Raw genomic sequence first — 23,932 nt, forward strand, 5'->3', positions numbered from 1 at the left:
TGGGACCGATTTTTCACTTTAAGTATGGCTTATTATAAGAACTACTGTTAAACTCTCAAATATAGAGTGAGTTTAAGTAAAGGAGCTACCGCATGAAAAGAAGCCAAAGAATGAACAACTCGCCTGAGAGACATTCACAATACCGTAATGAACCACATTACAATACGTATTATCAACCTGTAGGTAAACCACCTAAAAAGAAAAAGAATAAACGTATATTTTTACGTCTGTTTATTATATTTGTCTTCATATTTGCATTGTTTATCGGATTAATGTATTACTTATCTTCTAGAGCAAATGTTGATGACCTTAAAACTATTGAAAATAAAAGCAGTTATGTATCTGCAGACAATATGCCTGATTATGTAAAAGGTGCATTTATTTCAATGGAAGATGAACGTTTTTATAAACACCACGGTTTTGATGTAAAAGGTACAACACGAGCATTGTTTTCAACGATTGGGGATAGAGATGTTCAAGGTGGAAGTACAATTACGCAACAAACTGTGAAAAATTATTATTATGATAATGAACGTTCTTTCACTAGAAAATTAAAAGAATTGTTTGTAGCACATAAAGTAGAACAACAATATAGTAAAAATGAAATATTGAGTTTCTATTTAAATAACATTTATTACGGTAGCGATCAATATACAATCGAAAGTGCCGCCAATTACTATTTTGGTACGACAGTAAATAAAAATAGTGATAGTATGTCTCAAATTACAGTATTACAAAGTGCGATATTAGCTAGTAAGGTCAATGCACCTAGTGTTTATGATATAAGTAATATGTCTGATAACTTTAAAAATAGAATTAAAACAAACCTTGAAAAAATGAAACAACAAGAATATATATCTGATAGCCAATATCAAGAGGCATTAAGTCAACTAAATAACTATTGATTTGTTTTGCATGCGTACAGACAAAATTCGTAATTATAATTTAGTCTTCATAAAGTATTCATTATATAAATGAACTTTATGAGGACTTTTTATATAGGTAAAACATTTTGTGTAATGCGATAAGTGATATAAAATAATGTTTGTTAGAATATCTTAAACTGAATGAGTTAATAGAGAACATATTTATAAGTGAAGGTGGTGGGTGTATGACAAAAATTACGAAAATAGAAGTACAAAAGAATAATAAAGAGCGATTTAATTTATTCTTAGATGAAGTATTTGAAATGGGAATAGATATTGATACACTTGTAAGGTTCAATTTAAAAAAAGGTCAAATTCTTGAGCCATCAGATATGGAGAATATTCAAAAATATGAGCATTATCGTTTAGGTATTAATATGGCAATCCAATACTTATCATATAAAAAAAGAACTGAAAAAGAAGTGCGACAACATTTGCAACAAAATGAAATAAGTGACATAGTAATCCAACAAGTTATAGATTATTGTTACAGAGAATCGTATATTAACCATGAAGATTATGCTGAAAGCTTAAAGAATACGATGATAAACACTACTGACAAAGGTCCTGAAATTTTTAGACAGAAATTATATCAAGTTGGAATTGAACCTAATATTATAAATACATATGTTCCGATTTACGAAGAAGAGCAATCATTTGAAGCAGTTATTGAGGTTGCCAAAAAAATTATGAAAACTAAAAAAGGCCCTGAAATTAAAATACGTCAAAAGGTACTTCAAAGTCTAATTCAAAAAGGATATTCTATGGATGTTGTACAACAGGCAATAGCTGAATTAAATTTTGAACAAGATGAAAATATATTAGATGATTTATTGCAAAAAGATCTTGAAAAAGTATATACAAAGCAAAGACGTAAGTATGACGGACAACAATTAGTAATGAAGACGATAGAGTCACTTATGAGAAAAGGATATAAATATGATAAAATTAAATCAAAATTAGAAGAAAGTGGTATTTTAGATGAATGATAAAAAGCTAAGTGAAATGTCTGAGCAAGAATTAAGACATGAAATACAAACATATAAAGAAAAAATGCGTAAAGCTGAAATGAATGGCATCATGAATGAGTACGATGTATATCAAAGTAAAGTCATCATTGCTGAAAGTTACTTAGTCGATCGTACTAAGGTAGTGCTTGGTAGAATGTATAAACTTAATGATGGAAGCGACCAATACTTCAAAGTCGAACGATTAAAAGGTGTATTTGCATGGGGATATAGAATTAATAGTAAGATCCCTGAAGAAGGATTGCCACTCGCTTTATTAAAAATTTAGAAGGATGTAACATGAATGGGAAGTTCAATAGTCTTAAAAATGCTCAATGTCACGCATTATTATAGAAGTAAGAAAAATAGAAAGTGGTATTTACCATTTGGTTATGCCGCAGAAGACATAGAATTAAACAATATTTCACTACATATATATCAAGGTGAGGCTTTAGCCATTATTGGCGAGCCGGGGGCTTCTAAAACTTTATTAGGTAGGATAATTGCTGGTGACATTAAACCTGATAGAGGTAAAATTAATAAATCGGTCTCTACTTATTATGGTGATATAAAAGACAAACATTTAATACATTTAACAGTGCGACAATATGTAAAAGAAATTCAAAGATTATTTTCTTACGAAACAACATCACACAGTGTTGATCAAATTATCAAATTTGCACATTTAGATGATAAGTCTACGTTTAATATAAATATGCTTAGTCATTCTGATTTTGCACAATTAATCTTAAGCATTGCACGTGTATGTCGAAAAGAATTGATTATTTTGAACCATATCATTGAACATCTTGATGAAGATTTTTTAGAAAAAGCAAAACAATTATCGAAAGACTATGTTAACGATAATAATTCGTTAGTATTCATCGATAATGATCTTGAAAAAGTTGAAAAAGTAAGTAATTATGTAGCATGGATTTCACATGGCCAAGTGAGGATGGAAGGTTCACTAAATCAAGTTTTACCTGTGTTTAAAGAACATGAGCAAGATCGAATGAGTATAGGAAATGATGAAGAACAGCAAAATTTTGATTTAGATTGGAAAGAAAGTCGTAGTAGACTCCCTGAAATGAGCTATAACTTTAAAAGAGTAGAAAGATATAGACATGCGAAAGTTCCTGATTTTGTCGTGAGGTTTTGGACGATTTTAATTGCAAGCTTGATTTGTTTGGCCATCGTTGGAGCATTAGTCGTTAACAACATTGGACGCTTTGATGTTCCTATAATAGAAGCTCAAAAGAAAGTTGAAAATAAAGACCCATTTGAGGAAAAATTGGCATATGGAATCGTATTAGACGACTCGATAACGTTAAATGGTGATTCTAATACAAAAGTTCCTAAATACGCATTTTTAACAATAACAGGTGAAAATTCAAAAAAATACCGTGTTAATATCGATAATCAAGATTATGTTGTAGAAAAACATAAACTACAATATTTTAACCCAGCAGCTTTATATGAGTCGCATTCATTTAAAAAATTATCTCCATATATGAAATCAAATTATAGTAATTTTGTAGATTATTATAATAGCCATTTACATAAAAAACATGATCGAGTTAAAAAAACACTTGTTCCCAATAAGGATTCTAGATATGTTGTAGGAGTAACGCAACAACCAGTAGAAATGTTATTTAATGATCAAGATAAATTAACAGGATTTGTTTTTCCAATAATTAATAAAGACGAACTTAAAGATAAATATCATATTAATCAAGATTTATGGATTGTTAAGTCAGGTGATGGATATTTAATCGCGGATATGAAAAATAGTAAGTGGATATACATTGAATTGTAGGTGTAAAAATGATAGATAACATTTTATTATATATAAAACTTTTCCCATCACTAATAAAGTTTACTAAGCAACGTATAATAGATACTTGGAAACGGTTTGCAATTCTCTTCATTGCTGAACTTGTCTTAGTATTAATAGCACTAATTACGTTGTCGTTTATCGAGATTGAAGATATTAGTAAAGCTAGGTGGTTATATAGAATTGTTGCTATGATTACATTTGCTACAATGTTTGCAACAATTTTTAAATCTTTTAAAGAGTATAGTCAAGATTATTTAATAACTAAGTCGTTTCAATCAACACCATTGATAACAACAGTTGCGAACGCACTTATCGGAAGTTCTATTTGTTGTATATTATCAATTATTACTTTATTGTTTAAACCAGTGAATTTCGATGCATCTTTCACTGCATTTATTGTATTTTATATAATGATGATTCTATTTATAATATTCATATCTGTTACTTTAGGATTGTTAGATATTATATATAAAAATATGACTATGATATTCTGGTTAGCTGTAGTTATAAACTTTTTTATAGTACCTATTATTTTTATTCCTTCTGCAAATGAGAATTTAATGATTCAATTGTTAAAGTTAAATCCTCTGTTTTATTTAATTGATGGATTAGCGACTTCTACGATTTATGGTGTAGTGAATATGTATAATATTTCATATCATATCTATTTTATTTTAATAATAGTAACGATTGGAGCAATTAATTTTATGCTTATGAGATATGTAGCACATTCAAAATATAAATATTCTTCTAATATAATTGCGACAAAAAATAAATAAAAGAGTGAATCAGAATCATAGTGTAGTTTATGGTTCTGGTTCACTCTTTTTAAAAATTATTTAGAATATAATTTTTTTTGTAATTTTTCTTCAGTGAAAACCCATCCTATATATGAGTGATCTATATTGTTATCATTATCGACATGTGCTATTGCAGCAAAACTATAATGCCCTTTATTTAAATAGCGTAAATCTATTAGACGAACTTCTGTAGTGTCGTCATCTAGCTTACGAGTTTGCCATCGATAAATTGATGAGAAGTTCAGAAATGTTCTAATGTCGTTATTACTTTTAATCTGCCAGAGTAGAGTGTCTGGAGAAAATTTCTGTCGTTTAACTTTATCACTAAAGACAACATTTCGACCAAATGCTCTTCCAACATAATCATGTTCTTCAGTTTGAATAGCAACGCGCCATTCCATGAATTTCATCGTAGGTGCCACAAATATTTTAACAGGATTATGCTGTGCTTTAATCTGGCTTAATGCTTGCTTTTTAATGATACTCTGCATTTTGAAACGAATAATATAATAAATGATGAGTATACTAATAATTGGAAAGAATACTACGAATGGATGTACACCGAATAACCAAACGACAATCCCTGCACAAAGTATAATAAATATGATTGGATCGAAAGTATTAATAACACTTAATTGAATCCACTTGTTTGTGAGTGGACGCAAAGCTTGAGTACCATAAGAATTAAATATATCAACAAATACATGTAAAAATACTGCTAACTGTGCCCATAACCATATATGCGTTGTATCTACTCCTGGGAATAAAACATAAATAATAAATGTGATCAGTATAGGCCACAAAATTGTAAATGGTATAGAATGAGTGATACCACGATGGTGTGAAATATATGTGGCGTTATTTTTCAATTTTAAAACGGTGTCACCATCTGGAATTAACGATCCGGCAATTAATGTTGTAGCAGTAGCTGCCATAGTATTTGCCATAGCTGGATCTTGACTAGCTAGAGCAGTTAATCCAACACCTATTGCTATATGCGTGGCTGTATCCATAACGTTCACTCTTTTCATGTTAATTTAATATATATTATAATCTAAAAATTGAAATAACGAAATTAAGAAACTTATTAAAATACTATTAGTTTGCTATAAACCGATTAGATGAAATAAATAATGAGAGTGGAAAGGATGTAAGTATGTTAAATGAATCTACATTTAAAAAGAATTTAATAAAGTGGTTTAATGAAAATCAAAGAGAAATGCCTTGGCGTGAGACTTCTAATCCTTATTATATTTGGTTAAGTGAGGTTATGCTTCAACAAACACAAGTTAAAACCGTTATTGACTACTATCACAAGTTTATTAGCCGTTTTCCAACTATAGAAGACTTGAGTCAGGCAAATGAAGATGAAGTGCTTAAATATTGGGAAGGTTTAGGTTATTATAGCCGTGCACGTAACTTTCATACTGCTGTAAAAGAAGTGGCATCTGAATACAAAGGCGTCGTTCCTTCAACACCAGATCAATTTGGAAAACTTAAAGGCGTTGGTCCATATACACAAGCAGCTGTATTGAGTATAGCGTTTAATAAACCTTTAGCAACCGTTGATGGTAATGTCTTTCGAGTATGGTCTAGATTAAATAATGATCAACGAGATATTAAATTGCAATCAACACGAAAGGCATATGAAAAAGAATTACAGCCCTATGTTTATCATCATTCAGGTACTTTCAATCAAGCAATGATGGAATTAGGCGCATTAGTTTGCACACCTAAGAACCCATTGTGTTTGTTCTGTCCTGTTCAAGACAATTGCAGTGCTTTCAAAGAAGGCACTGTGCTAGATTTACCAGTAAAAACTAAAAACATAAAGAAGAAAACGATTCAGCAACATGTGTTTTTACTTAGAAATGCAAAAGGGGAATATTTAATTGAGCAACGACAAGAGAGATTGTTAAATGGTATGTGGCAATTTCCTATGTTTGAAGCACCAAATACATTGGAACAATTAGAGAATAAATTAGGAATGTCACTGTCAATAGCTGAGGAAATAGTATTTAAGCTTAAACATCAATTCACTCATATGACTTGGGATATTAGTGTATTTAGTGTAATTGAGACAGTATCTCTTTCTAAAAAAATGATGGAAGACTATAAACTTGAGTGGATGAATTTAAATCGCCGTGATGAATATACATTACCTGTATCAATGGATAAAATATATAAACATATAAATGGTTGAAAACTTAAATTTATAAGTAATTTTTGGAAGCTATATTAAAAATAGTAACGCTTCTTTAAAGACTTAATTAAAATTATGATATAATCTAAAGTGCGAAAATTACTAAAAGGGTGGTGTGGAGTATGGTAAAAGAATCCATACCTAAAGAAGGCGAAAATATAAAAATTCAAAGTTACAAACACGATGGTAATATTCATAGAGTATGGTCAGAAACGACGATTTTAAAAGGAACAGATCATGTTATTATCGGTGGAAATGATCATACTTTAGTTACTGAAAGTGATGGTCGCACGTGGATTACTCGAGAACCGGCAATCGTTTATTTTCACTCAGAATTCTGGTTTAACGTTATTTGTATGTTTAGAGAAGATGGTATTTATTACTATTGTAATCTTTCATCACCATTCGTTTGTGATGAAGAAGCTTTGAAATATATTGATTATGATTTAGACATTAAAGTTTATCCTAATGGTAAATATCATCTGCTAGATGAAGATGAGTATGAACAACATATGAATCAGATGAATTATCCACACGATATCGATGTTATTTTACGCCGTAATGTAGATATTTTACAGCAGTGGATAGAACAAAAGAAAGGTCCGTTCGCCCCTGATTTTATAAAAGTTTGGAAAGAGCGTTACAAAAAAATTAGAAATTACTAAGCATAAAAGATGTAATTGCTACATATATGTTTTATAGTACTTGAGTAATAATAAGCAGAGGTTGAATTTACTTTAAAGTTGCAAAAGGAAATGCTTGCAATTGAAAGTTTCAACCTCTATTAATTTTCTAAAAAATTGAATTGAAAATTATAGGGGGGACTAGTATGATACGACGCTATTTAGAATTTGTTAAACCTTACAAATATCGTATAATAGCGACGATAATTATCGGGATTATAAAATTCGGCATTCCTATGTTAATTCCTTTACTTATCAAATATGCAATTGATGGCGTTATTAATAATAGTGCACTTTCTACGAATGAAAAATTTCAACATCTAAGTGTAGCTATCGGCATAGCTTTATTTATATTCTTGATTGTGAGACCACCAATTGAATACTTACGTCAATATCTTGCACAATGGACGAGTAACAAGATTTTATATGATATTCGAAAACAATTATATAATCATTTGCAAGCTTTAAGTGCTAGATTTTATGCGAACAATCAGGTAGGGCAAGTTATTTCAAGAGTGATAAATGACGTAGAACAAACTAAAGATTTTATTTTAACCGGTTTAATGAACATATGGTTAGATTGTATAACAATTGTCATTGCACTATCCATCATGTTTTTCCTAGATGTTAAGTTAACTTTCGCAGCTATATTCATCTTTCCATTCTATATTTTGACAGTGTATTTCTTCTTCGGTCGTTTAAGAAAATTGACTCGTAAACGTTCGCAAGCTTTAGCTGAAGTACAGGGCTTTTTACATGAACGTGTACAAGGTATGTCCGTCATTAAAAGTTTTGCGATAGAAGATAATGAAGCTAAAAACTTTGATCATAAAAACCAACATTTCTTAAATCGAGCATTTCAACATACGTCATGGAATGCCTACTCATTTGCAGCAATTAATACTGTGACAGATTTAGGACCAATTATCGTCATTGGCTTCGGTGCCTATTTAGCCATTAATGGTTCAATCACTGTTGGTACACTTGCTGCATTTGTAGGATACTTGGAACAATTATTCGGACCACTGAGAAGATTGGTTTCTTCTTTTACGACACTAACTCAAAGTTTTGCATCAATGGATAGAGTATTCCAATTGATGGATGAAGATTATGATATAAAAAATGGTATTGGCGCTCAACCTATTGAAATTAAACAAGGACATATTGAGTTGAAGAATGTAAGTTTTAAATACAATGAAGATGAATCAACTATACTAAAAGATATAAATCTTAATATTAATAAAGGTGATACAGTAGCTTTTGTTGGTATGAGTGGTGGTGGTAAGTCAACCTTAATTAACTTGATACCTCGCTTCTATGATGTGTCTGAAGGTGAAATATTAATAGATGATTATAATGTTAAAGATTTTCTTACTGGTAGTTTAAGAAATCAAATTGGTCTAGTCCAACAAGATAATATTCTTTTCTCAGATACAGTGAGAGAAAATATCTTACTAGGTCGCCCAGATGCTACTGAAGAAGAAGTTATTGAAGCGGCTAAAATGGCAAATGCGCATGAATTTATAATGAATCTTCATGATGGCTATGATACTGAAGTAGGGGAGCGAGGCGTAAAATTATCTGGTGGTCAAAAACAACGTCTCTCAATTGCAAGAATCTTTTTAAATAATCCACCAATTTTAATTTTAGATGAAGCCACATCAGCATTAGATTTAGAAAGCGAAGCAATTATACAGGAAGCATTAGATGTATTAAGTAAAGACAGAACTACACTCATTGTTGCGCATAGACTATCAACAATTACACATGCAGATAAAATAATTGTAATGCAAAACGGTGAAATAGTAGAAACAGGAACGCACAAAGAGTTGATTGAAAAACAAGGTGCTTATGAGCATTTATATAGTATACAAAATTTATAGTAAAAAAATGAGCCTGTGGCATAATTCAATGCCTCAGGCTTCAAATATATATTGGCAGTAGTTGACTGGCTAAAAATGCACTTGTAACAATCTTTTTTAATTCTAGTCAACCTTGCCGGAGTGGTCGGGGGTCAGCAAAGAGAATTTCATAAAGAAAATTTTACAAGCTTCGTAACCCCATTTTTTTGTTATAAATCAAAATCCTCATCAGCAATATCTATATCAGTGTCATTGCGGTGATAAGTGAAGAAACTTAATCTTAATCGATCTAAATGTTCTAAATAATAACGATATTCTTCTATTGTAGCAATGATTTGCATGATATTTGAATATGAATATTCTACTTGATAAGGGTTTTGAATTAACTGTTGTTGAAAAGCATCCATTAGGTCTTTCTTTTGAGGATTCATGATTTGATTATCAAAATGTTCCACATTGTAACGAGCTTTTTTCGACAAGCTTTTTAAAATTTGTTCGTGATAGGCTGTTAATGAATCTAATTCTAATTTTATCTGGAAAATTAAATTGTAATTTAGATTGTGAAGATCATTCTGATATCTAGCCATACGATTTAGTACTTCATAAGCTTGTCTTGTAGTGCCTACAACTTCTTTAAATAAGATTTTCTTTCTATTTTGTTGGAAGGCAGCCTTTCTAGTTAATGCTTTTTCTTCATTATAGTAATTAAAAATCTGTTCGAGTTTTGATATACGTGATTCAATTTGTTCTCCATCTTCTTTTATCTGATGATAGTCAGATGCGTCATTTAATACGAGTTTAAACCAAATGAAAATATCAGAAGCAATATTCACTGAGTTGTGATATATCTTAGTTTCAAATTTGGGTGGTAAAAATATTAAGTTAACTACAGAAGCGCTGACAACACCAATCATTACTAGTATAAATCTAAATGCTGCAGTGACATAGAATGACCCAGTATGTTGTCCCATTATAATAAGCGCTGTTACGCCAGCTAATGTAGCAACGTGTGCTAAATTTAATTTATATAAGATGGCAATTAATAAAATGACAGTAACACCCATAATAACGATATTCTTCCCAAATATTGTCACCATTATGACTGCTAATAAAGCACCAATGACATTACCTGTAGCTTGTTCTGAAATAGTTTTAATAGAACGGTAGATATTAGGTTGCATAGCAACAATCGCACTAATTCCTGCTACAGATTTTAAACCGACATTATCAGGTAAGAATGACGCTATAAACAAAGCAAGAATAATTGCAATACCAGTCTTTAGTATACGAGCTCCTAGCCTCAACTATAACGCTCCTTTAAATATATTTTTTATAATAATATTTTAAACTAGTATACACTTGAAGACTGAATAGATACAAGTTTTTGTTTTGATTAATAAAAAAACTACAATAAAGGCAACGTTATAATTCACGCTCCTTTATTGTAGGTTATAAATTTACTATTTCATTTGACTAAACGCATAATCAACAGCTTTAAGTGTCTCATCAATGTCTTCTTCAGTATGCTCTGTAGTTAAGAACCATGCTTCAAATTTTGATGGAGCTAAATTAATACCTTGGTTCAACATTAATTTAAAGAACTTAGCAAATGCTTCTCCATTTGAATTCTCAACTTGCTCATAATGTGTGATTTTTTCATCTGTGAAGTAAAGTGTTAAAGAGCCATATACTCTATTAATAGTTGCTGTAATATTATGTTTATCAATTAGCTCTAATAGACCATCTTCAAGTCGTTTTCCTAATTGATCTAATCTTTCATAAACACCATTTTGTTCTAGTACTTCTAGTAATGCGATACCTGCTCTCATAGAAAGTGGATTACCTGCCATCGTTCCAGCTTGGTATGCCGGACCTAATGGGGCAACGTGTTCCATGATATCTTGTCGGCCACCATAGCCTCCAATTGGAAGGCCACCTCCAATTATTTTTCCGAATGCAGTTAAGTCTGGGTATACATTTAATAGATCTTGGGCTGCACCATAATGGAAGCGGAATGCAGTAATAACTTCATCATAAATCACCAATGCACCATAATCGTGAGTAATTTCATTAACTTTTTCCAAGAAACCTGGTTGTGGTTCAACCATTCCAAAATTACCAACAATTGGCTCAACTAGCACAGCAGCTACTTCATCTCCCCAATGTTTCATAGCTTCTTTATATGATTCAATATCATTAAACGGTACTGTAATTACTTCTTTAGCGACACTTTCAGGAACACCTGCAGAGTCAGGAGATCCTAATTGTGATGGACCACTACCAGCAGCTACTAATACTAAATCAGAATGACCGTGATAGGAACCTGCAAATTTAATAATTTTATTTCTCTTTGTATAAGCTCTAGCAACACGAATCGTTGTCATAACTGCTTCAGTTCCAGAGTTTACGAATCGTATTTTTTCAAGTGACGGAATAGCTTCTCGTAATTTTTTACTAAATTCAATTTCTAATTCTGTTGGCGTGCCATAAAGTACACCTTTAGCTGCTTGATCTTGAATAGCTTTAGTTATATGAGGGTGAGCATGACCTGTGATAATAGGACCATATGCTTGTAAATAATCAATAAATTTATTGCCATCAACATCATACAAGTATGCGCCATGTCCTTCGCACATTACAACAGGAGCACCTCCACCAACTGCTTTATAAGAGCGTGATGGTGAATTAACGCCACCCAAAATATATTCATTTGACAATTGTTGTAGACGTTCACTCTCAGTGAATTTCATCTTATTTCAACCTCTCTTATTTTAATATTATTCCTTACTATCGTATCATATAATTAATATAATTAAGAAATAGGTGATATGATGCTTAAAAAGGGACAAAAATTTCCAGAATTTAAATTAGAAAATCAGAATGGTGAATGGATTACTAATGAGACAATAAAAGGAAGCAAAACAATTATTTATTTTTATCCACGTGATAATACTCCAACTTGTACAACAGAAGCATGTGACTTTAGAGACAACATAGAACAATTTAATGACTTGAATGTTCAAATATATGGAGTCAGTGGTGATACTAAGAAAAAACATCAAAATTTTATTGCAAAACATAATCTTAATTTTGATTTATTAGTTGATGAGGATTTTCAATTATCTAAAGCAATAGGTGTCTATCAATTGAAAAAATCATTTGGTAAAGAATCTATGGGTATTGTTCGCACAACATTTATTATTGATGAGGATGGCGTTATCATCGATGTCATTGAAAAGGTTAAAGTAAAAACACAAATTGAAGAACTAAATCAAATTTTGGGGTGAAATCAATGAAAATAGTTAGTTTAAAGCGATTAGGAGAAATAGAAGCTTCACTTATAAACAGCTACCCGGATTTAGATTTTTATTTTTTCAAGAAAGCAGTAGATATACCGACAGAACTTAAAAATGAATTAGAGATATTGATTGGCTATGATAGTGGCGTTGATAAGAACTTTATTAATGCTTGTCCAAACTTAAAATGGATCTCCTGGTATGCTACAGGTGTTAATAATCTACCATTAGAAGTTATTAAAGAAAGAAATATTATTTTAACTAATACTAGGGGAATACAGGCTAAACAAGTTTCAGAATTTGTTTTATCCTTCATACTTAATGACTATAAGAAAATGCGCACATCATATGTTAATCAAGTAAATAAAGTGTATGATTCTAAACTAACTGGTAAACGATTGAGCGATGAAAAAGTATTAATACTAGGAACAGGATCGTTAGCTCAACAAACCGTCAAATTACTCAAACCGTTTGAATTGGAAATAATCGGTATAAGTAAATCCGGTCATCATAAAGATGGTTTCGATAATATTTATACAATAGAAGATTTAGAATCACATTTAAATAAAGCTGATATTATTATTAATACATTACCTGAAACTCAAGAAACATATCATTTATTGTCGGAAAGACATTTCAAAATTATGAATGATAAATGTTTATTTATTAATGTAGGTAGAGGAACAATTGTTGAGGAAAAAATACTCATAAAAGTATTAAATCATAACTTAATTCGCCATGCATATTTAGATGTATTTGAAAATGAACCATTAGATGCAAACAATGAATTATATAAATTAGATAATGTGACGATTACAGCACATATAACAGGAAATGACAAAAATATAAAAAGTGATGCTACAAAACTATTTGAGAGGAATTTGAATGATTTTCTCAATAAAAATGATGTAATTGAGAATAGAGTCGATTTATATAAAGGTTATTAACGGAAATCGTTCGTACTTATTGACATCACACTTTTGAAACAGTTATATTAATATCAAGTAATAATTATTATTAAGTAGAAAGTGGTGAATCATATGAGTGCAGAACTGGAGTCTATTGATCATGAGTTAGAAGAGTCAATTGCAGCCCTAAGAAGAGCTGGTGTAAGAATCACACCACAACGTCAAGCCATCATTCGTTATCTCATTGCATCTCATTCACATCCAACTGCGGATGAAATTTATCAAGCACTTTCACCTGATTTTCCAAATATTAGTGTTGCGACTATATATAATAATTTAAGAGTGTTTAAAAGTATTGGCATAGTTAAAGAGTTAACATATGGAGATGCATCAAGTCGATTTGATTTTAATACTCATAATCATTATCACGTTATTTGTGAGAAATGTGGCAAGATTGTAGACTTCCATTATCCTCAACTTGATGAAGTTGAACAACTTGCACAGCATATCACAGAGTTCGACGTAACACATCACCGTATGGAAATATATGGTATTTGTAAAGAATGCAAAGATAAAGAAGAATAATAGAATGGAAGAAATAGTGGGAGTGGGACAGAAATAATATTTTCTCAAAATTTATTTCGTTGTCCTACCCCGGCAAGGATGACTAGGTTTGAAAAAAGCTTGATTCAAGCGCATTTTCAAATCAGTCAGCTACTGACAAAATGATAAAAGAGGCTGAGACATTTTATTTTGTCCCAGCCTCTTTTTTATTAATCTAGCTATAAGTGAAAAATAAACACACTTTAAATGATTTATTAAGCACGAAAATCATATACACTAGTATTAAAAATAGATCTCTCGACAAAATAATGCTAAAAAATATGTAAATTATACTCTTAATTCAAAACAATACATTAGAGGTGAAAATTTAGCCATTATTATGATACAAAAATGATTGACGCTCCTTTGCAAACTTGCTATTATATAAAAGTCGTCAAAAACGAATGTAAACTTTCTTGTTTCAGAAATTAATTTCATTAAATTAATGTTAAGAAAGTGTAATTTTGACTATTGAAAAACTTTGCAAGACAATATAAGATATTATTTGTTGAAATAATCAATTAAGTTTTGAACAGAAGGATTTTTGAATAAAATAAAATTTAAAAAGTTCTTGACATGATATAAAGATTATTGATATAATTAATAAATGTAATTGCTTTAAATGAACATTGAAAACTGAATGACAATATGTCAACGTTAATTCCAAAACAGTAACTTAAATGTTACAAAAACTATTTAGTATTATGAGCTAATCAAACATCATAAATTTTTATGGAGAGTTTGATCCTGGCTCAGGATGAACGCTGGCGGCGTGCCTAATACATGCAAGTCGAGCGAACAGACAAGGAGCTTGCTCCTTTGACGTTAGCGGCGGACGGGTGAGTAACACGTGGGTAACCTACCTATAAGACTGGGATAACTTCGGGAAACCGGAGCTAATACCGGATAATATTTCGAACCGCATGGTTCGATAGTGAAAGATGGTTTTGCTATCACTTATAGATGGACCCGCGCCGTATTAGCTAGTTGGTAAGGTAACGGCTTACCAAGGCGACGATACGTAGCCGACCTGAGAGGGTGATCGGCCACACTGGAACTGAGACACGGTCCAGACTCCTACGGGAGGCAGCAGTAGGGAATCTTCCGCAATGGGCGAAAGCCTGACGGAGCAACGCCGCGTGAGTGATGAAGGTCTTCGGATCGTAAAACTCTGTTATTAGGGAAGAACATACGTGTAAGTAACTATGCACGTCTTGACGGTACCTAATCAGAAAGCCACGGCTAACTACGTGCCAGCAGCCGCGGTAATACGTAGGTGGCAAGCGTTATCCGGAATTATTGGGCGTAAAGCGCGCGTAGGCGGTTTTTTAAGTCTGATGTGAAAGCCCACGGCTCAACCGTGGAGGGTCATTGGAAACTGGAAAACTTGAGTGCAGAAGAGGAAAGTGGAATTCCATGTGTAGCGGTGAAATGCGCAGAGATATGGAGGAACACCAGTGGCGAAGGCGACTTTCTGGTCTGTAACTGACGCTGATGTGCGAAAGCGTGGGGATCAAACAGGATTAGATACCCTGGTAGTCCACGCCGTAAACGATGAGTGCTAAGTGTTAGGGGGTTTCCGCCCCTTAGTGCTGCAGCTAACGCATTAAGCACTCCGCCTGGGGAGTACGACCGCAAGGTTGAAACTCAAAGGAATTGACGGGGACCCGCACAAGCGGTGGAGCATGTGGTTTAATTCGAAGCAACGCGAAGAACCTTACCAAATCTTGACATCCTTTGACAACTCTAGAGATAGAGCCTTCCCCTTCGGGGGACAAAGTGACAGGTGGTGCATGGTTGTCGTCAGCTCGTGTCGTGAGATGTTGGGTTAAGTCCCGCAACGAGCGCAACCCTTAAGCTTAGTTGCCATCATTAAGTTGGGCACTCTAAGTTGACTGCCGGTGACAAACCGGAGGAAGGTGGGGATGACGTCAAATCATCATGCCCCTTATGATTTGGGCTACACACGTGCTACAATGGACAATACAAAGGGCAGCGAAACCGCGAGGTCAAGCAAATCCCATAAAGTTGTTCTCAGTTCGGATTGTAGTCTGCAACTCGACTACATGAAGCTGGAATCGCTAGTAATCGTAGATCAGCATGCTACGGTGAATACGTTCCCGGGTCTTGTACACACCGCCCGTCACACCACGAGAGTTTGTAACACCCGAAGCCGGTGGAGTAACCATTTGGAGCTAGCCGTCGAAGGTGGGACAAATGATTGGGGTGAAGTCGTAACAAGGTAGCCGTATCGGAAGGTGCGGCTGGATCACCTCCTTTCTAAGGATATATTCGGAACATCTCGTAGAGATGAGGAATAACGTGACATATTGTATTCAGTTTTGAATGTTTATTTACATTCTAATATTTAATGGGCCTGTAGCTCAGCTGGTTAGAGCGCACGCCTGATAAGCGTGAGGTCGGTGGTTCGAGTCCACTCAGGCCCACCATTAAATAAAATAGTTATGGGGGCTTAGCTCAGCTGGGAGAGCGCCTGCTTTGCACGCAGGAGGTCAGCGGTTCGATCCCGCTAGTCTCCACCATTAATTATTTGTACATTGAAAACTAGATAAGTAAGTAAAAATAGATTTTACCAAGCAAAACCGAGTGAATAAGAGTTTTAAAAAAGCTTGAATTCATAAAATATAATCGCTAGTGTTCGAAAGAACACTCACAAGATTAATAACAGGTTTCTTAAGATTAGAACTCACGTTCTAATATGGTGGAAACATAGATTAAGTTATTAAGGGCGCACGGTGGATGCCTTGGCACTAGAAGCCGACGAAGGACGTTACTAACGACGATATGCTTTGGGTAGCTGTAAGTAAGCGTTGATCCAGAGATTTCCGAATGGGGGAACCCAGCACGAGTTATGTCGTGTTATCGACAAGTGAATTCATAGCTTGTCAGAAGGCAGACCCGGAGAACTGAAACATCTTAGTACCCGGAGGAAGAGAAAGAAAAATCGATTCCCTGAGTAGCGGCGAGCGAAACGGGAAGAGCCCAAACCAATAAGCTTGCTTATTGGGGTTGTAGGACACTCTATACGGAGTTACAAAGGAATATATTAGACGAATCATCTGGAAAGTTGAATCAAAGAAGGTAATAATCCTGTAGTTGAAAATATATTCTCTCTTGAGTGGATCCTGAGTACGACGGAGCACGTGAAATTCCGTCGGAATCTGGGAGGACCATCTCCTAAGGCTAAATACTCTCTAGTGACCGATAGTGAACCAGTACCGTGAGGGAAAGGTGAAAAGTACCCCGGAAGGGGAGTGAAAGAGAACTTGAAACCGTGTGCTTACAAGTAGTCAGAGCCCGTTAATGGGTGATGGCGTGCCTTTTGTAGAATGAACCGGCGAGTTACGATCTGATGCAAGGTTAAGCAGGAAATGTGGAGCCGTAGCGAAAGCGAGTCTGAATAGGGCGTTGAGTATTTGGTCGTAGACCCGAAACCAGGTGATCTACCCATGGTCAGGTTGAAGTTCAGGTAACACTGAATGGAGGACCGAACCGACTTACGTTGAAAAGTGAGCGGATGAACTGTGGGTAGCGGAGAAATTCCAATCGAACTTGGAGATAGCTGGTTCTCTCCGAAATAGCTTTAGGGCTAGCCTCAAGTGATGATTATTGGAGGTAGAGCACTGTTTGGACGAGGGGCCCCTCTCGGGTTACCGAATTCAGACAAACTCCGAATGCCAATTAATTTAACTTGGGAGTCAGAACATGGGTGATAAGGTCCGTGTTCGAAAGGGAAACAGCCCAGACCACCAGCTAAGGTCCCAAAATATATGTTAAGTGGAAAAGGATGTGGCGTTGCCCAGACAACTAGGATGTTGGCTTAGAAGCAGCCATCATTTAAAGAGTGCGTAATAGCTCACTAGTCGAGTGACACTGCGCCGAAAATGTACCGGGGCTAAACATATTACCGAAGCTGTGGATTGTCCGTAGGACAATGGTAGGAGAGCGTTCTAAGGGCGTTGAAGCATGATCGCAAGGACATGTGGAGCGCTTAGAAGTGAGAATGCCGGTGTGAGTAGCGAAAGACGGGTGAGAATCCCGTCCACCGATTGACTAAGGTTTCCAGAGGAAGGCTCGTCCGCTCTGGGTTAGTCGGGTCCTAAGCTGAGGCCGACAGGCGTAGGCGATGGATAACAGGTTGATATTCCTGTACCACCTAGCATCGTTTTAATCGATGGGGGGACGCAGTAGGATAGGCGAAGCGTACGATTGGATTGTACGTCTAAGCAGTGAGATTGAGTGTTAGGCAAATCCGGCACTCTTAAGATTGAGCTGTGATGGGGAGAGGAAATTGTTTCCTCGAGTCGTTGATTTCACACTGCCGAGAAAAGCCTCTAGATAGATAATAGGTGCCCGTACCGCAAACCGACACAGGTAGTCAAGATGAGAATTCTAAGGTGAGCGAGCGAACTCTCGTTAAGGAACTCGGCAAAATGACCCCGTAACTTCGGGAGAAGGGGTGCTCTTTAGGGTGCAAGCCCAGAAGAGCCGCAGTGAATAGGCCCAAGCGACTGTTTATCAAAAACACAGGTCTCTGCTAAACCGTAAGGTGATGTATAGGGGCTGACGCCTGCCCGGTGCTGGAAGGTTAAGAGGAGTGGTTAGCTTCTGCGAAGCTACGAATCGAAGCCCCAGTAAACGGCGGCCGTAACTATAACGGTCCTAAGGTAGCGAAATTCCTTGTCGGGTAAGTTCCGACCCGCACGAAAGGCGTAACGATTTGGGCACTGTCTCAACGAGAGACTCGGTGAAATCATAGTACCTGTGAAGATGCAGGTTACCCGCGACAGGACGGAAAGACCCCGTGGAGCTTTACTGTAGCCTGATATTGAAATTCGGCACAGCTTGTACAGGATAGGTAGGAGCCTTTGAAACGTGAGCGCTAGCTTACGTGGAGGCGCTGGTGGGATACTACCCTAGCTGTGTTGGCTTTCTAACCCGCACCACTTATCGTGGTGGGAGACAGTGTCAGGCGGGCAGTTTGACTGGGGCGGTCGCCTCCTAAAAGGTAACGGAGGCGCTCAAAGGTTCCCTCAGAATGGTTGGAAATCATTCATAGAGTGTAAAGGCATAAGGGAGCTTGACTGCGAGACCTACAAGTCGAGCAGGGTCGAAAGACGGACTTAGTGATCCGGTGGTTCCGCATGGAAGGGCCATCGCTCAACGGATAAAAGCTACCCCGGGGATAACAGGCTTATCTCCCCCAAGAGTTCACATCGACGGGGAGGTTTGGCACCTCGATGTCGGCTCATCGCATCCTGGGGCTGTAGTCGGTCCCAAGGGTTGGGCTGTTCGCCCATTAAAGCGGTACGCGAGCTGGGTTCAGAACGTCGTGAGACAGTTCGGTCCCTATCCGTCGTGGGCGTAGGAAATTTGAGAGGAGCTGTCCTTAGTACGAGAGGACCGGGATGGACATACCTCTGGTGTACCAGTTGTCGTGCCAACGGCATAGCTGGGTAGCTATGTATGGACGGGATAAGTGCTGAAAGCATCTAAGCATGAAGCCCCCCTCAAGATGAGATTTCCCAACTTCGGTTATAAGATCCCTCAAAGATGATGAGGTTAATAGGTTCGAGGTGGAAGCGTGGTGACACGTGGAGCTGACGAATACTAATCGATCGAAGACTTAATCAATTTATTTCAATGTTTTGCGAAGCAAAATCATTTACTTACTATCTAGTTTTGAATGTATAATCATTCTCTTGTCTGGTGACAATGGCAAGGAGGTCACACCTGTTCCCATGCCGAACACAGAAGTTAAGCTCCTTAGCGCCGATGGTAGTTGGATTTACGTTCCGCTAGAGTAGGACGTTGCCAGGCATAATATAATGGAGAATTAGCTCAGCTGGGAGAGCATCTGCCTTACAAGCAGAGGGTCGGCGGTTCGAACCCGTCATTCTCCACCATTTTATCAAAACAATATATTGCCGGCCTAGCTCAATTGGTAGAGCAACTGACTTGTAATCAGTAGGTTGGGGGTTCAAGTCCTCTGGCCGGCACCATCTATTTTGAGCCATTAGCTCAGTTGGTAGAGCATCTGACTTTTAATCAGAGGGTCAGAGGTTCGAATCCTCTATGGCTCACATGTATACGCGGGTGTGGCGGAATTGGCAGACGCACTAGACTTAGGATCTAGCGCCTTACGGCGTGGGGGTTCGACTCCCTTCACCCGCATACGCGGAAGTAGTTCAGTGGTAGAACACCACCTTGCCAAGGTGGGGGTCGCGGGTTCGAATCCCGTCTTCCGCTCCATTATTTTTAATATAGTGCCGGGGTGGCGGAACTGGCAGACGCACAGGACTTAAAATCCTGCGGTGAGAGATCACCGTACCGGTTCGATTCCGGTCCTCGGCACCATATATAATTTTGCGCCCGTAGCTCAATTGGATAGAGCGTTTGACTACGGATCAAGAGGTTATGGGTTCGACTCCTATCGGGCGCGTTCTCTTACGGGAAGTAGCTCAGTTTGGTAGAGCACTTGGTTTGGGACCAAGGGGTCGCAGGTTCGAATCCTGTCTTCCCGATAGGAACTTTAATTATATAAAAAATATGGGGGCTTAGCTCAGCTGGGAGAGCGCCTGCTTTGCACGCAGGAGGTCAGCGGTTCGATCCCGCTAGTCTCCACCATATTAAATTTACAAACTAGATAACGGCGGTGTAGCTCAGCTGGCTAGAGCGTACGGTTCATACCCGTGAGGTCGGGGGTTCGATCCCCTCCACCGCCACTACTTATTAGTTGTAGAATTATAATTTGGACCTTTAGCTCAGTTGGTTAGAGCTAACGGCTCATAACCGTTCGGTCGCAGGTTCGAGTCCTGCAAGGTCCATATAATTTTGGAGGAATACCCAAGTCCGGCTGAAGGGATCGGTCTTGAAAACCGACAGGGGCTTAACGGCTCGCGGGGGTTCGAATCCCTCTTCCTCCGTATTTTATTGGTCTCGTAGTGTAGCGGTTAACACGCCTGCCTGTCACGCAGGAGATCGCGGGTTCGATTCCCGTCGAGACCGCCATTTAATAATTTTATAGTAATTTACATTTAATTAGTGGAGGAATACCCAAGTCCGGCTGAAGGGATCGGTCTTGAAAACCGACAGGGCCTTAACGGGCCGCGGGGGTTCGAATCCCTCTTCCTCCGCCATTAATTATTATCGCGGGATGGAGCAGTTCGGTAGCTCGTCGGGCTCATAACCCGAAGGTCGGTGGTTCAAATCCGCCTCCCGCAATTTATCTTTTAGGTCTCGTAGTGTAGCGGTTAACACGCCTGCCTGTCACGCAGGAGATCGCGGGTTCGATTCCCGTCGAGACCGCCATTACAAATAATGGTTCAGTAGCTCAGTTGGTAGAGCAATGGATTGAAGCTCCATGTGTCGGCAGTTCGACTCTGTCCTGAACCATTTTGTTATGCCGGCCTAGCTCAATTGGTAGAGCAACTGACTTGTAATCAGTAGGTTGGGGGTTCAAGTCCTCTGGCCGGCACCATCTCATGGAGGGGTAGCGAAGTGGCTAAACGCGGCGGACTGTAAATCCGCTCCTTCGGGTTCGGCAGTTCGAATCTGCCCCCCTCCACCATCTTAATTTAGGGACATAGTTCAACGGTAGAATAGAGGTCTCCAAAACCTTTGATGTGGGTTCGATTCCTACTGTCCCTGCCATGGCGGTTGTGGCGAAGTGGTTAACGCATCGGATTGTGGTTCCGACACTCGAGGGTTCGATTCCCTTCAACCGCCCTTAATTTTATTAATGGGCTATAGCCAAGCGGTAAGGCAACGGACTTTGACTCCGTCACGCGCTGGTTCGAATCCAGCTAGCCCAGTTATTGGCGGCATAGCCAAGTGGTAAGGCAGAGGTCTGCAAAACCTTTATCACCGGTTCAAATCCGGTTGCCGCCTCCATGCACGATGCGGGAGTAGTTCAATTTTAGAACACATTCCTTCCCGGAATGAGGTATAGGTGCAAGTCCTATCTTCCGCTCCATAATTCTTAATAATGCGGGAGTATTTCAACTGTTAGAATATGTTCCTTCCCGGAACAAGGTATAGGTGTAAATCCTATCTTCCGCTCCATAATTCTTAATAATGCGGGAGTATTTCAACTGTTAGAATATGTTCCTTCCCGGAACAAGGTATAGGTGTAAATCCTATCTTCCGCTCCATAATTCTTAATAATGCGGGAGTATTTCAACTCTTAGAATATGTTCCTTCCCGGAACAAGGTATAGGTGTAAATCCTATCTTCCGCTCCAATAAATTTTAATAATGCGGGAGTATTTCAACTTTTAGAATACGTTCCTTCCCGGAACGAGATATAGGTGCAAATCCTATCTTCCGCTCCATGTTTTTGCTTCCAAATGGAAGTTTTTTATTTATCAAAAATTGAGCCGGCGTGGCGGAATTGGCAGACGCGCGGGACTCAAAATCCCGTTCCTGTATTGGAGTGTCGGTTCGACCCCGACCGCCGGTATAATTCTTAATGTGGAAATGTTGTTTTAGCAACGTTTCCACTTTTTTTGTTTTTTAATTGATTTCAATTTTTCAATTTTCTAGTCAGTGGTTAAGTATCAGTTATTGAACTATTATATTTATAATTGTTTAACTTCTTATGTTAAGTTTTAGCAATGGTATTTTTTAAAATTAGCATTAATTTTTGATTAAAAAAGAAATGTTCATATTGTTAAACACATTAGTTTGTACTAAGATAAAGCTAATGTTTAAAAACGGAGGCTACTATGAGTAAACAACGTGTAAGTTTAAAGTATTTTTTTAGTAATATTCTAAATGCGGTAGGTGCTGGAGTAGTATTAGCTTTATTGCCAAATGCGTTATTAGGAGAATTTTTGAAATTATTTATGGATGCACATCCAATGCTCGAAACTGTGTTTCAATTAGTAATGATAATTCAATCATTCATGGCATTTATTATCGGTGTTTTAGCTGCACATCAATTTAAGTTTAATGGGGCAGGTTCTTGTATGGTAGGCATAGCCGCAATGCTTGGATCTGGAGCGGTTCAATTTACAGCTAAGGGCATTGTTTTAAAAGGGATTGGAGATATAATCAATATCATATTAGTTGTAATTATAGCTTGTGCAATATATATGTTTTTACAAGGAAAATTAGGCTCACTTGAAATGATTATATTACCGGTTGTAATACCTGTATTAAGTGCATTAATTGGTTTATTAACTTTACCTTATGTACAAACAATTACTAAAGGACTTGGCCATATGGTAAATTCATTCACTGATCTTAATCCTTTAATTATGTCTATACTAATAAGTGTGACTTTCTCATTGTTAATGGTTACACCTATTTCATTAGTCGCCATAGCAACAGCTATAAGTTTAACTGGTTTGGGAAGTGGTGCTGCTAACATGGGCATTGTCGCAGCTTGTGTGACTTTTATATTCGGTTCAATAAGAGTTAACTCTATGGGGGTTAATATTGTTTTACTTATAGGTGCAGCGAAGATGATGATTCCAGTCTATTTAAAACATTTAATTATTGCAGTTCCTTTAACTTTAAATGGTATCGTTTCTGGTGTATTGGCATATGCTATAGGTATTAAAGGCACACCTTTATCTGCCGGATTTGGTTATACAGGCTTGGTAGGACCGATTAATGCATTTAATAGAATGTCTGGAGACGCTACTATAATTATTATTTTGCTCGTTTTCGGCTATTTTGTTATTCCATTTGTGAGTGCATTCATTATACATGAAATATGCAAAAAATTAATACCAAGCTATCATGATGGTATATACAAATTCGAAATTCCTAAGCAATAATA

At 36.6% G+C, this 23,932-nt stretch carries 15 protein-coding genes, 30 tRNA genes and 3 rRNA genes; 45 read left to right on the plus strand and 3 right to left on the minus strand.

Annotation, left to right across the window (positions count from 1 at the left end; translation table 11 throughout):
- Nucleotides 1-92: 92 nt before the first annotated feature.
- From sgtB to EQ029_RS04860, 5 genes are all read left to right on the plus strand, one after another.
- Nucleotides 93-905 carry a monofunctional peptidoglycan glycosyltransferase SgtB gene (gene sgtB, locus EQ029_RS04840; protein WP_016931357.1) on the plus strand — a complete coding sequence of 271 codons (813 nt, stop codon included), beginning with the start codon at nucleotides 93-95 and terminating at the stop codon, nucleotides 903-905.
- Between the two features lie 206 nt (nucleotides 906-1,111).
- Nucleotides 1,112-1,915: a recombination regulator RecX gene (gene recX, locus EQ029_RS04845; protein ID WP_057504939.1), complete on the plus strand. Its 804-nt coding sequence runs from the start codon at nucleotides 1,112-1,114 to the stop codon at nucleotides 1,913-1,915.
- On the plus strand, nucleotides 1,908-2,222 hold the full coding sequence (locus tag EQ029_RS04850) for a YfhH family protein (RefSeq protein WP_011275391.1): 315 nt from the start codon (nucleotides 1,908-1,910) through the stop codon (nucleotides 2,220-2,222). The genes recX and EQ029_RS04850 overlap by 8 nt, the downstream gene beginning before the upstream one ends.
- A gap of 15 nt (nucleotides 2,223-2,237) precedes the next feature.
- Nucleotides 2,238-3,749: an ATP-binding cassette domain-containing protein gene (locus EQ029_RS04855; protein ID WP_011275392.1), complete on the plus strand. Its 1,512-nt coding sequence runs from the start codon at nucleotides 2,238-2,240 to the stop codon at nucleotides 3,747-3,749.
- 8 nt (nucleotides 3,750-3,757) lie between these two features.
- Nucleotides 3,758-4,549 (plus strand): hypothetical protein, encoded by a 792-nt coding sequence (locus EQ029_RS04860; RefSeq protein WP_016931355.1) that lies wholly within the window; start codon nucleotides 3,758-3,760, stop codon nucleotides 4,547-4,549.
- Between the two features lie 56 nt (nucleotides 4,550-4,605).
- On the opposite strand, the gene EQ029_RS04865 is transcribed toward EQ029_RS04860, so the two are convergent.
- Complete coding sequence (locus EQ029_RS04865) at nucleotides 4,606-5,583, minus strand: metal-dependent hydrolase (RefSeq protein ID WP_057504938.1); 978 nt, start codon at nucleotides 5,581-5,583, stop codon at nucleotides 4,606-4,608.
- Nucleotides 5,584-5,726: 143 nt separating this feature from the next.
- Here EQ029_RS04865 and mutY point away from each other — a divergent pair, with 143 nt between their 5' ends.
- From mutY to EQ029_RS04880, 3 genes are all read left to right on the plus strand, one after another.
- The gene (mutY, locus tag EQ029_RS04870; RefSeq protein ID WP_011275395.1) at nucleotides 5,727-6,773 is read left to right on the plus strand and encodes an A/G-specific adenine glycosylase; all 1,047 of its coding nucleotides are present in this window, start codon (nucleotides 5,727-5,729) and stop codon (nucleotides 6,771-6,773) included.
- 122 nt (nucleotides 6,774-6,895) lie between these two features.
- Nucleotides 6,896-7,438 (plus strand): nucleoside tri-diphosphate phosphatase, encoded by a 543-nt coding sequence (gene ntdP, locus EQ029_RS04875; RefSeq protein ID WP_011275396.1) that lies wholly within the window; start codon nucleotides 6,896-6,898, stop codon nucleotides 7,436-7,438.
- 164 nt (nucleotides 7,439-7,602) lie between these two features.
- Entirely contained in the window at nucleotides 7,603-9,339 is a 1,737-nt protein-coding gene (locus EQ029_RS04880) for an ABC transporter ATP-binding protein (protein ID WP_011275397.1), read from the plus strand.
- A 188-nt stretch (nucleotides 9,340-9,527) separates the two neighbouring features.
- Here the strand turns inward: EQ029_RS04880 and EQ029_RS04885 are convergent, their stop codons facing one another.
- Entirely contained in the window at nucleotides 9,528-10,622 is a 1,095-nt protein-coding gene (locus EQ029_RS04885; protein ID WP_011275398.1) for an FUSC family protein, read from the minus strand.
- A 156-nt stretch (nucleotides 10,623-10,778) separates the two neighbouring features.
- Nucleotides 10,779-12,068 (minus strand): glutamate-1-semialdehyde 2,1-aminomutase, encoded by a 1,290-nt coding sequence (locus tag EQ029_RS04890; protein WP_057504937.1) that lies wholly within the window; start codon nucleotides 12,066-12,068, stop codon nucleotides 10,779-10,781.
- Nucleotides 12,069-12,149: 81 nt separating this feature from the next.
- Here EQ029_RS04890 and bcp point away from each other — a divergent pair, with 81 nt between their 5' ends.
- From bcp to EQ029_RS05060, 37 genes are all read left to right on the plus strand, one after another.
- Nucleotides 12,150-12,605 (plus strand): thioredoxin-dependent thiol peroxidase, encoded by a 456-nt coding sequence (bcp, locus tag EQ029_RS04895; RefSeq protein WP_011275400.1) that lies wholly within the window; start codon nucleotides 12,150-12,152, stop codon nucleotides 12,603-12,605.
- A 5-nt stretch (nucleotides 12,606-12,610) separates the two neighbouring features.
- Entirely contained in the window at nucleotides 12,611-13,561 is a 951-nt protein-coding gene (locus EQ029_RS04900; RefSeq protein WP_057504936.1) for an NAD(P)-dependent oxidoreductase, read from the plus strand.
- A 93-nt stretch (nucleotides 13,562-13,654) separates the two neighbouring features.
- Nucleotides 13,655-14,107, plus strand: coding sequence for a peroxide-responsive transcriptional repressor PerR (gene perR / locus EQ029_RS04905; protein ID WP_011275403.1), 453 nt, complete (start codon nucleotides 13,655-13,657; stop codon nucleotides 14,105-14,107).
- Between the two features lie 747 nt (nucleotides 14,108-14,854).
- Nucleotides 14,855-16,405, plus strand: a 16S ribosomal RNA gene (locus tag EQ029_RS04910).
- Nucleotides 16,406-16,498: 93 nt separating this feature from the next.
- A tRNA-Ile gene (locus EQ029_RS04915) sits at nucleotides 16,499-16,575 on the plus strand.
- Nucleotides 16,576-16,592: 17 nt separating this feature from the next.
- Nucleotides 16,593-16,668: transfer RNA gene (locus EQ029_RS04920), tRNA-Ala, on the plus strand.
- Nucleotides 16,669-16,858: 190 nt separating this feature from the next.
- Nucleotides 16,859-19,780: ribosomal RNA gene (locus EQ029_RS04925) — 23S ribosomal RNA — on the plus strand.
- A 71-nt stretch (nucleotides 19,781-19,851) separates the two neighbouring features.
- Nucleotides 19,852-19,966, plus strand: a 5S ribosomal RNA gene (gene rrf, locus EQ029_RS04930).
- The 16S, 23S and 5S rRNA genes sit together here with 30 tRNA genes alongside, the layout of an rRNA operon.
- Before the next feature lie 10 nt (nucleotides 19,967-19,976).
- Nucleotides 19,977-20,052, plus strand: a tRNA-Val gene (locus tag EQ029_RS04935).
- A 20-nt stretch (nucleotides 20,053-20,072) separates the two neighbouring features.
- Nucleotides 20,073-20,148, plus strand: a tRNA-Thr gene (locus EQ029_RS04940).
- A gap of 8 nt (nucleotides 20,149-20,156) precedes the next feature.
- A tRNA-Lys gene (locus EQ029_RS04945) sits at nucleotides 20,157-20,229 on the plus strand.
- A gap of 9 nt (nucleotides 20,230-20,238) precedes the next feature.
- Nucleotides 20,239-20,320, plus strand: a tRNA-Leu gene (locus tag EQ029_RS04950).
- A 3-nt stretch (nucleotides 20,321-20,323) separates the two neighbouring features.
- Nucleotides 20,324-20,398 (plus strand) — tRNA-Gly (locus EQ029_RS04955).
- A gap of 16 nt (nucleotides 20,399-20,414) precedes the next feature.
- Nucleotides 20,415-20,503 (plus strand) — tRNA-Leu (locus EQ029_RS04960).
- Between the two features lie 11 nt (nucleotides 20,504-20,514).
- A tRNA-Arg gene (locus EQ029_RS04965) sits at nucleotides 20,515-20,588 on the plus strand.
- Nucleotides 20,589-20,596: 8 nt separating this feature from the next.
- Nucleotides 20,597-20,670 (plus strand) — tRNA-Pro (locus EQ029_RS04970).
- A 27-nt stretch (nucleotides 20,671-20,697) separates the two neighbouring features.
- Nucleotides 20,698-20,773: transfer RNA gene (locus EQ029_RS04975), tRNA-Ala, on the plus strand.
- Nucleotides 20,774-20,797: 24 nt separating this feature from the next.
- Nucleotides 20,798-20,871: transfer RNA gene (locus tag EQ029_RS04980), tRNA-Met, on the plus strand.
- 28 nt (nucleotides 20,872-20,899) lie between these two features.
- Nucleotides 20,900-20,973 (plus strand) — tRNA-Ile (locus tag EQ029_RS04985).
- A gap of 9 nt (nucleotides 20,974-20,982) precedes the next feature.
- Nucleotides 20,983-21,072: transfer RNA gene (locus EQ029_RS04990), tRNA-Ser, on the plus strand.
- A gap of 9 nt (nucleotides 21,073-21,081) precedes the next feature.
- Nucleotides 21,082-21,157: transfer RNA gene (locus EQ029_RS04995), tRNA-Asp, on the plus strand.
- Between the two features lie 35 nt (nucleotides 21,158-21,192).
- Nucleotides 21,193-21,285: transfer RNA gene (locus tag EQ029_RS05000), tRNA-Ser, on the plus strand.
- Nucleotides 21,286-21,296: 11 nt separating this feature from the next.
- A tRNA-Met gene (locus EQ029_RS05005) sits at nucleotides 21,297-21,370 on the plus strand.
- 11 nt (nucleotides 21,371-21,381) lie between these two features.
- Nucleotides 21,382-21,457 (plus strand) — tRNA-Asp (locus EQ029_RS05010).
- Between the two features lie 11 nt (nucleotides 21,458-21,468).
- Nucleotides 21,469-21,541, plus strand: a tRNA-Phe gene (locus tag EQ029_RS05015).
- A 9-nt stretch (nucleotides 21,542-21,550) separates the two neighbouring features.
- Nucleotides 21,551-21,626, plus strand: a tRNA-Thr gene (locus EQ029_RS05020).
- 6 nt (nucleotides 21,627-21,632) lie between these two features.
- Nucleotides 21,633-21,716 (plus strand) — tRNA-Tyr (locus EQ029_RS05025).
- A 9-nt stretch (nucleotides 21,717-21,725) separates the two neighbouring features.
- Nucleotides 21,726-21,799: transfer RNA gene (locus EQ029_RS05030), tRNA-Trp, on the plus strand.
- A 2-nt stretch (nucleotides 21,800-21,801) separates the two neighbouring features.
- A tRNA-His gene (locus tag EQ029_RS05035) sits at nucleotides 21,802-21,874 on the plus strand.
- Between the two features lie 14 nt (nucleotides 21,875-21,888).
- Nucleotides 21,889-21,960 (plus strand) — tRNA-Gln (locus EQ029_RS05040).
- A gap of 5 nt (nucleotides 21,961-21,965) precedes the next feature.
- A tRNA-Cys gene (locus EQ029_RS05045) sits at nucleotides 21,966-22,039 on the plus strand.
- Nucleotides 22,040-22,047: 8 nt separating this feature from the next.
- A tRNA-Gly gene (locus EQ029_RS05050) sits at nucleotides 22,048-22,121 on the plus strand.
- A 14-nt stretch (nucleotides 22,122-22,135) separates the two neighbouring features.
- Nucleotides 22,136-22,210 (plus strand) — tRNA-Gly (locus tag EQ029_RS12555).
- Nucleotides 22,211-22,224: 14 nt separating this feature from the next.
- Nucleotides 22,225-22,299: transfer RNA gene (locus EQ029_RS12560), tRNA-Gly, on the plus strand.
- A gap of 104 nt (nucleotides 22,300-22,403) precedes the next feature.
- Nucleotides 22,404-22,478, plus strand: a tRNA-Gly gene (locus EQ029_RS12565).
- Nucleotides 22,479-22,522: 44 nt separating this feature from the next.
- Nucleotides 22,523-22,606: transfer RNA gene (locus EQ029_RS05055), tRNA-Leu, on the plus strand.
- Nucleotides 22,607-22,871: 265 nt separating this feature from the next.
- Nucleotides 22,872-23,930, plus strand: coding sequence for a PTS sugar transporter subunit IIC (locus EQ029_RS05060; RefSeq protein ID WP_016931347.1), 1,059 nt, complete (start codon nucleotides 22,872-22,874; stop codon nucleotides 23,928-23,930).
- Nucleotides 23,931-23,932 lie beyond the last annotated feature (2 nt).

Origin of the sequence: Staphylococcus haemolyticus, from assembly GCF_006094395.1 — a bacterium.
In the GTDB taxonomy this organism is placed as follows: Bacteria; Bacillota; Bacilli; order Staphylococcales; family Staphylococcaceae; genus Staphylococcus; species Staphylococcus haemolyticus.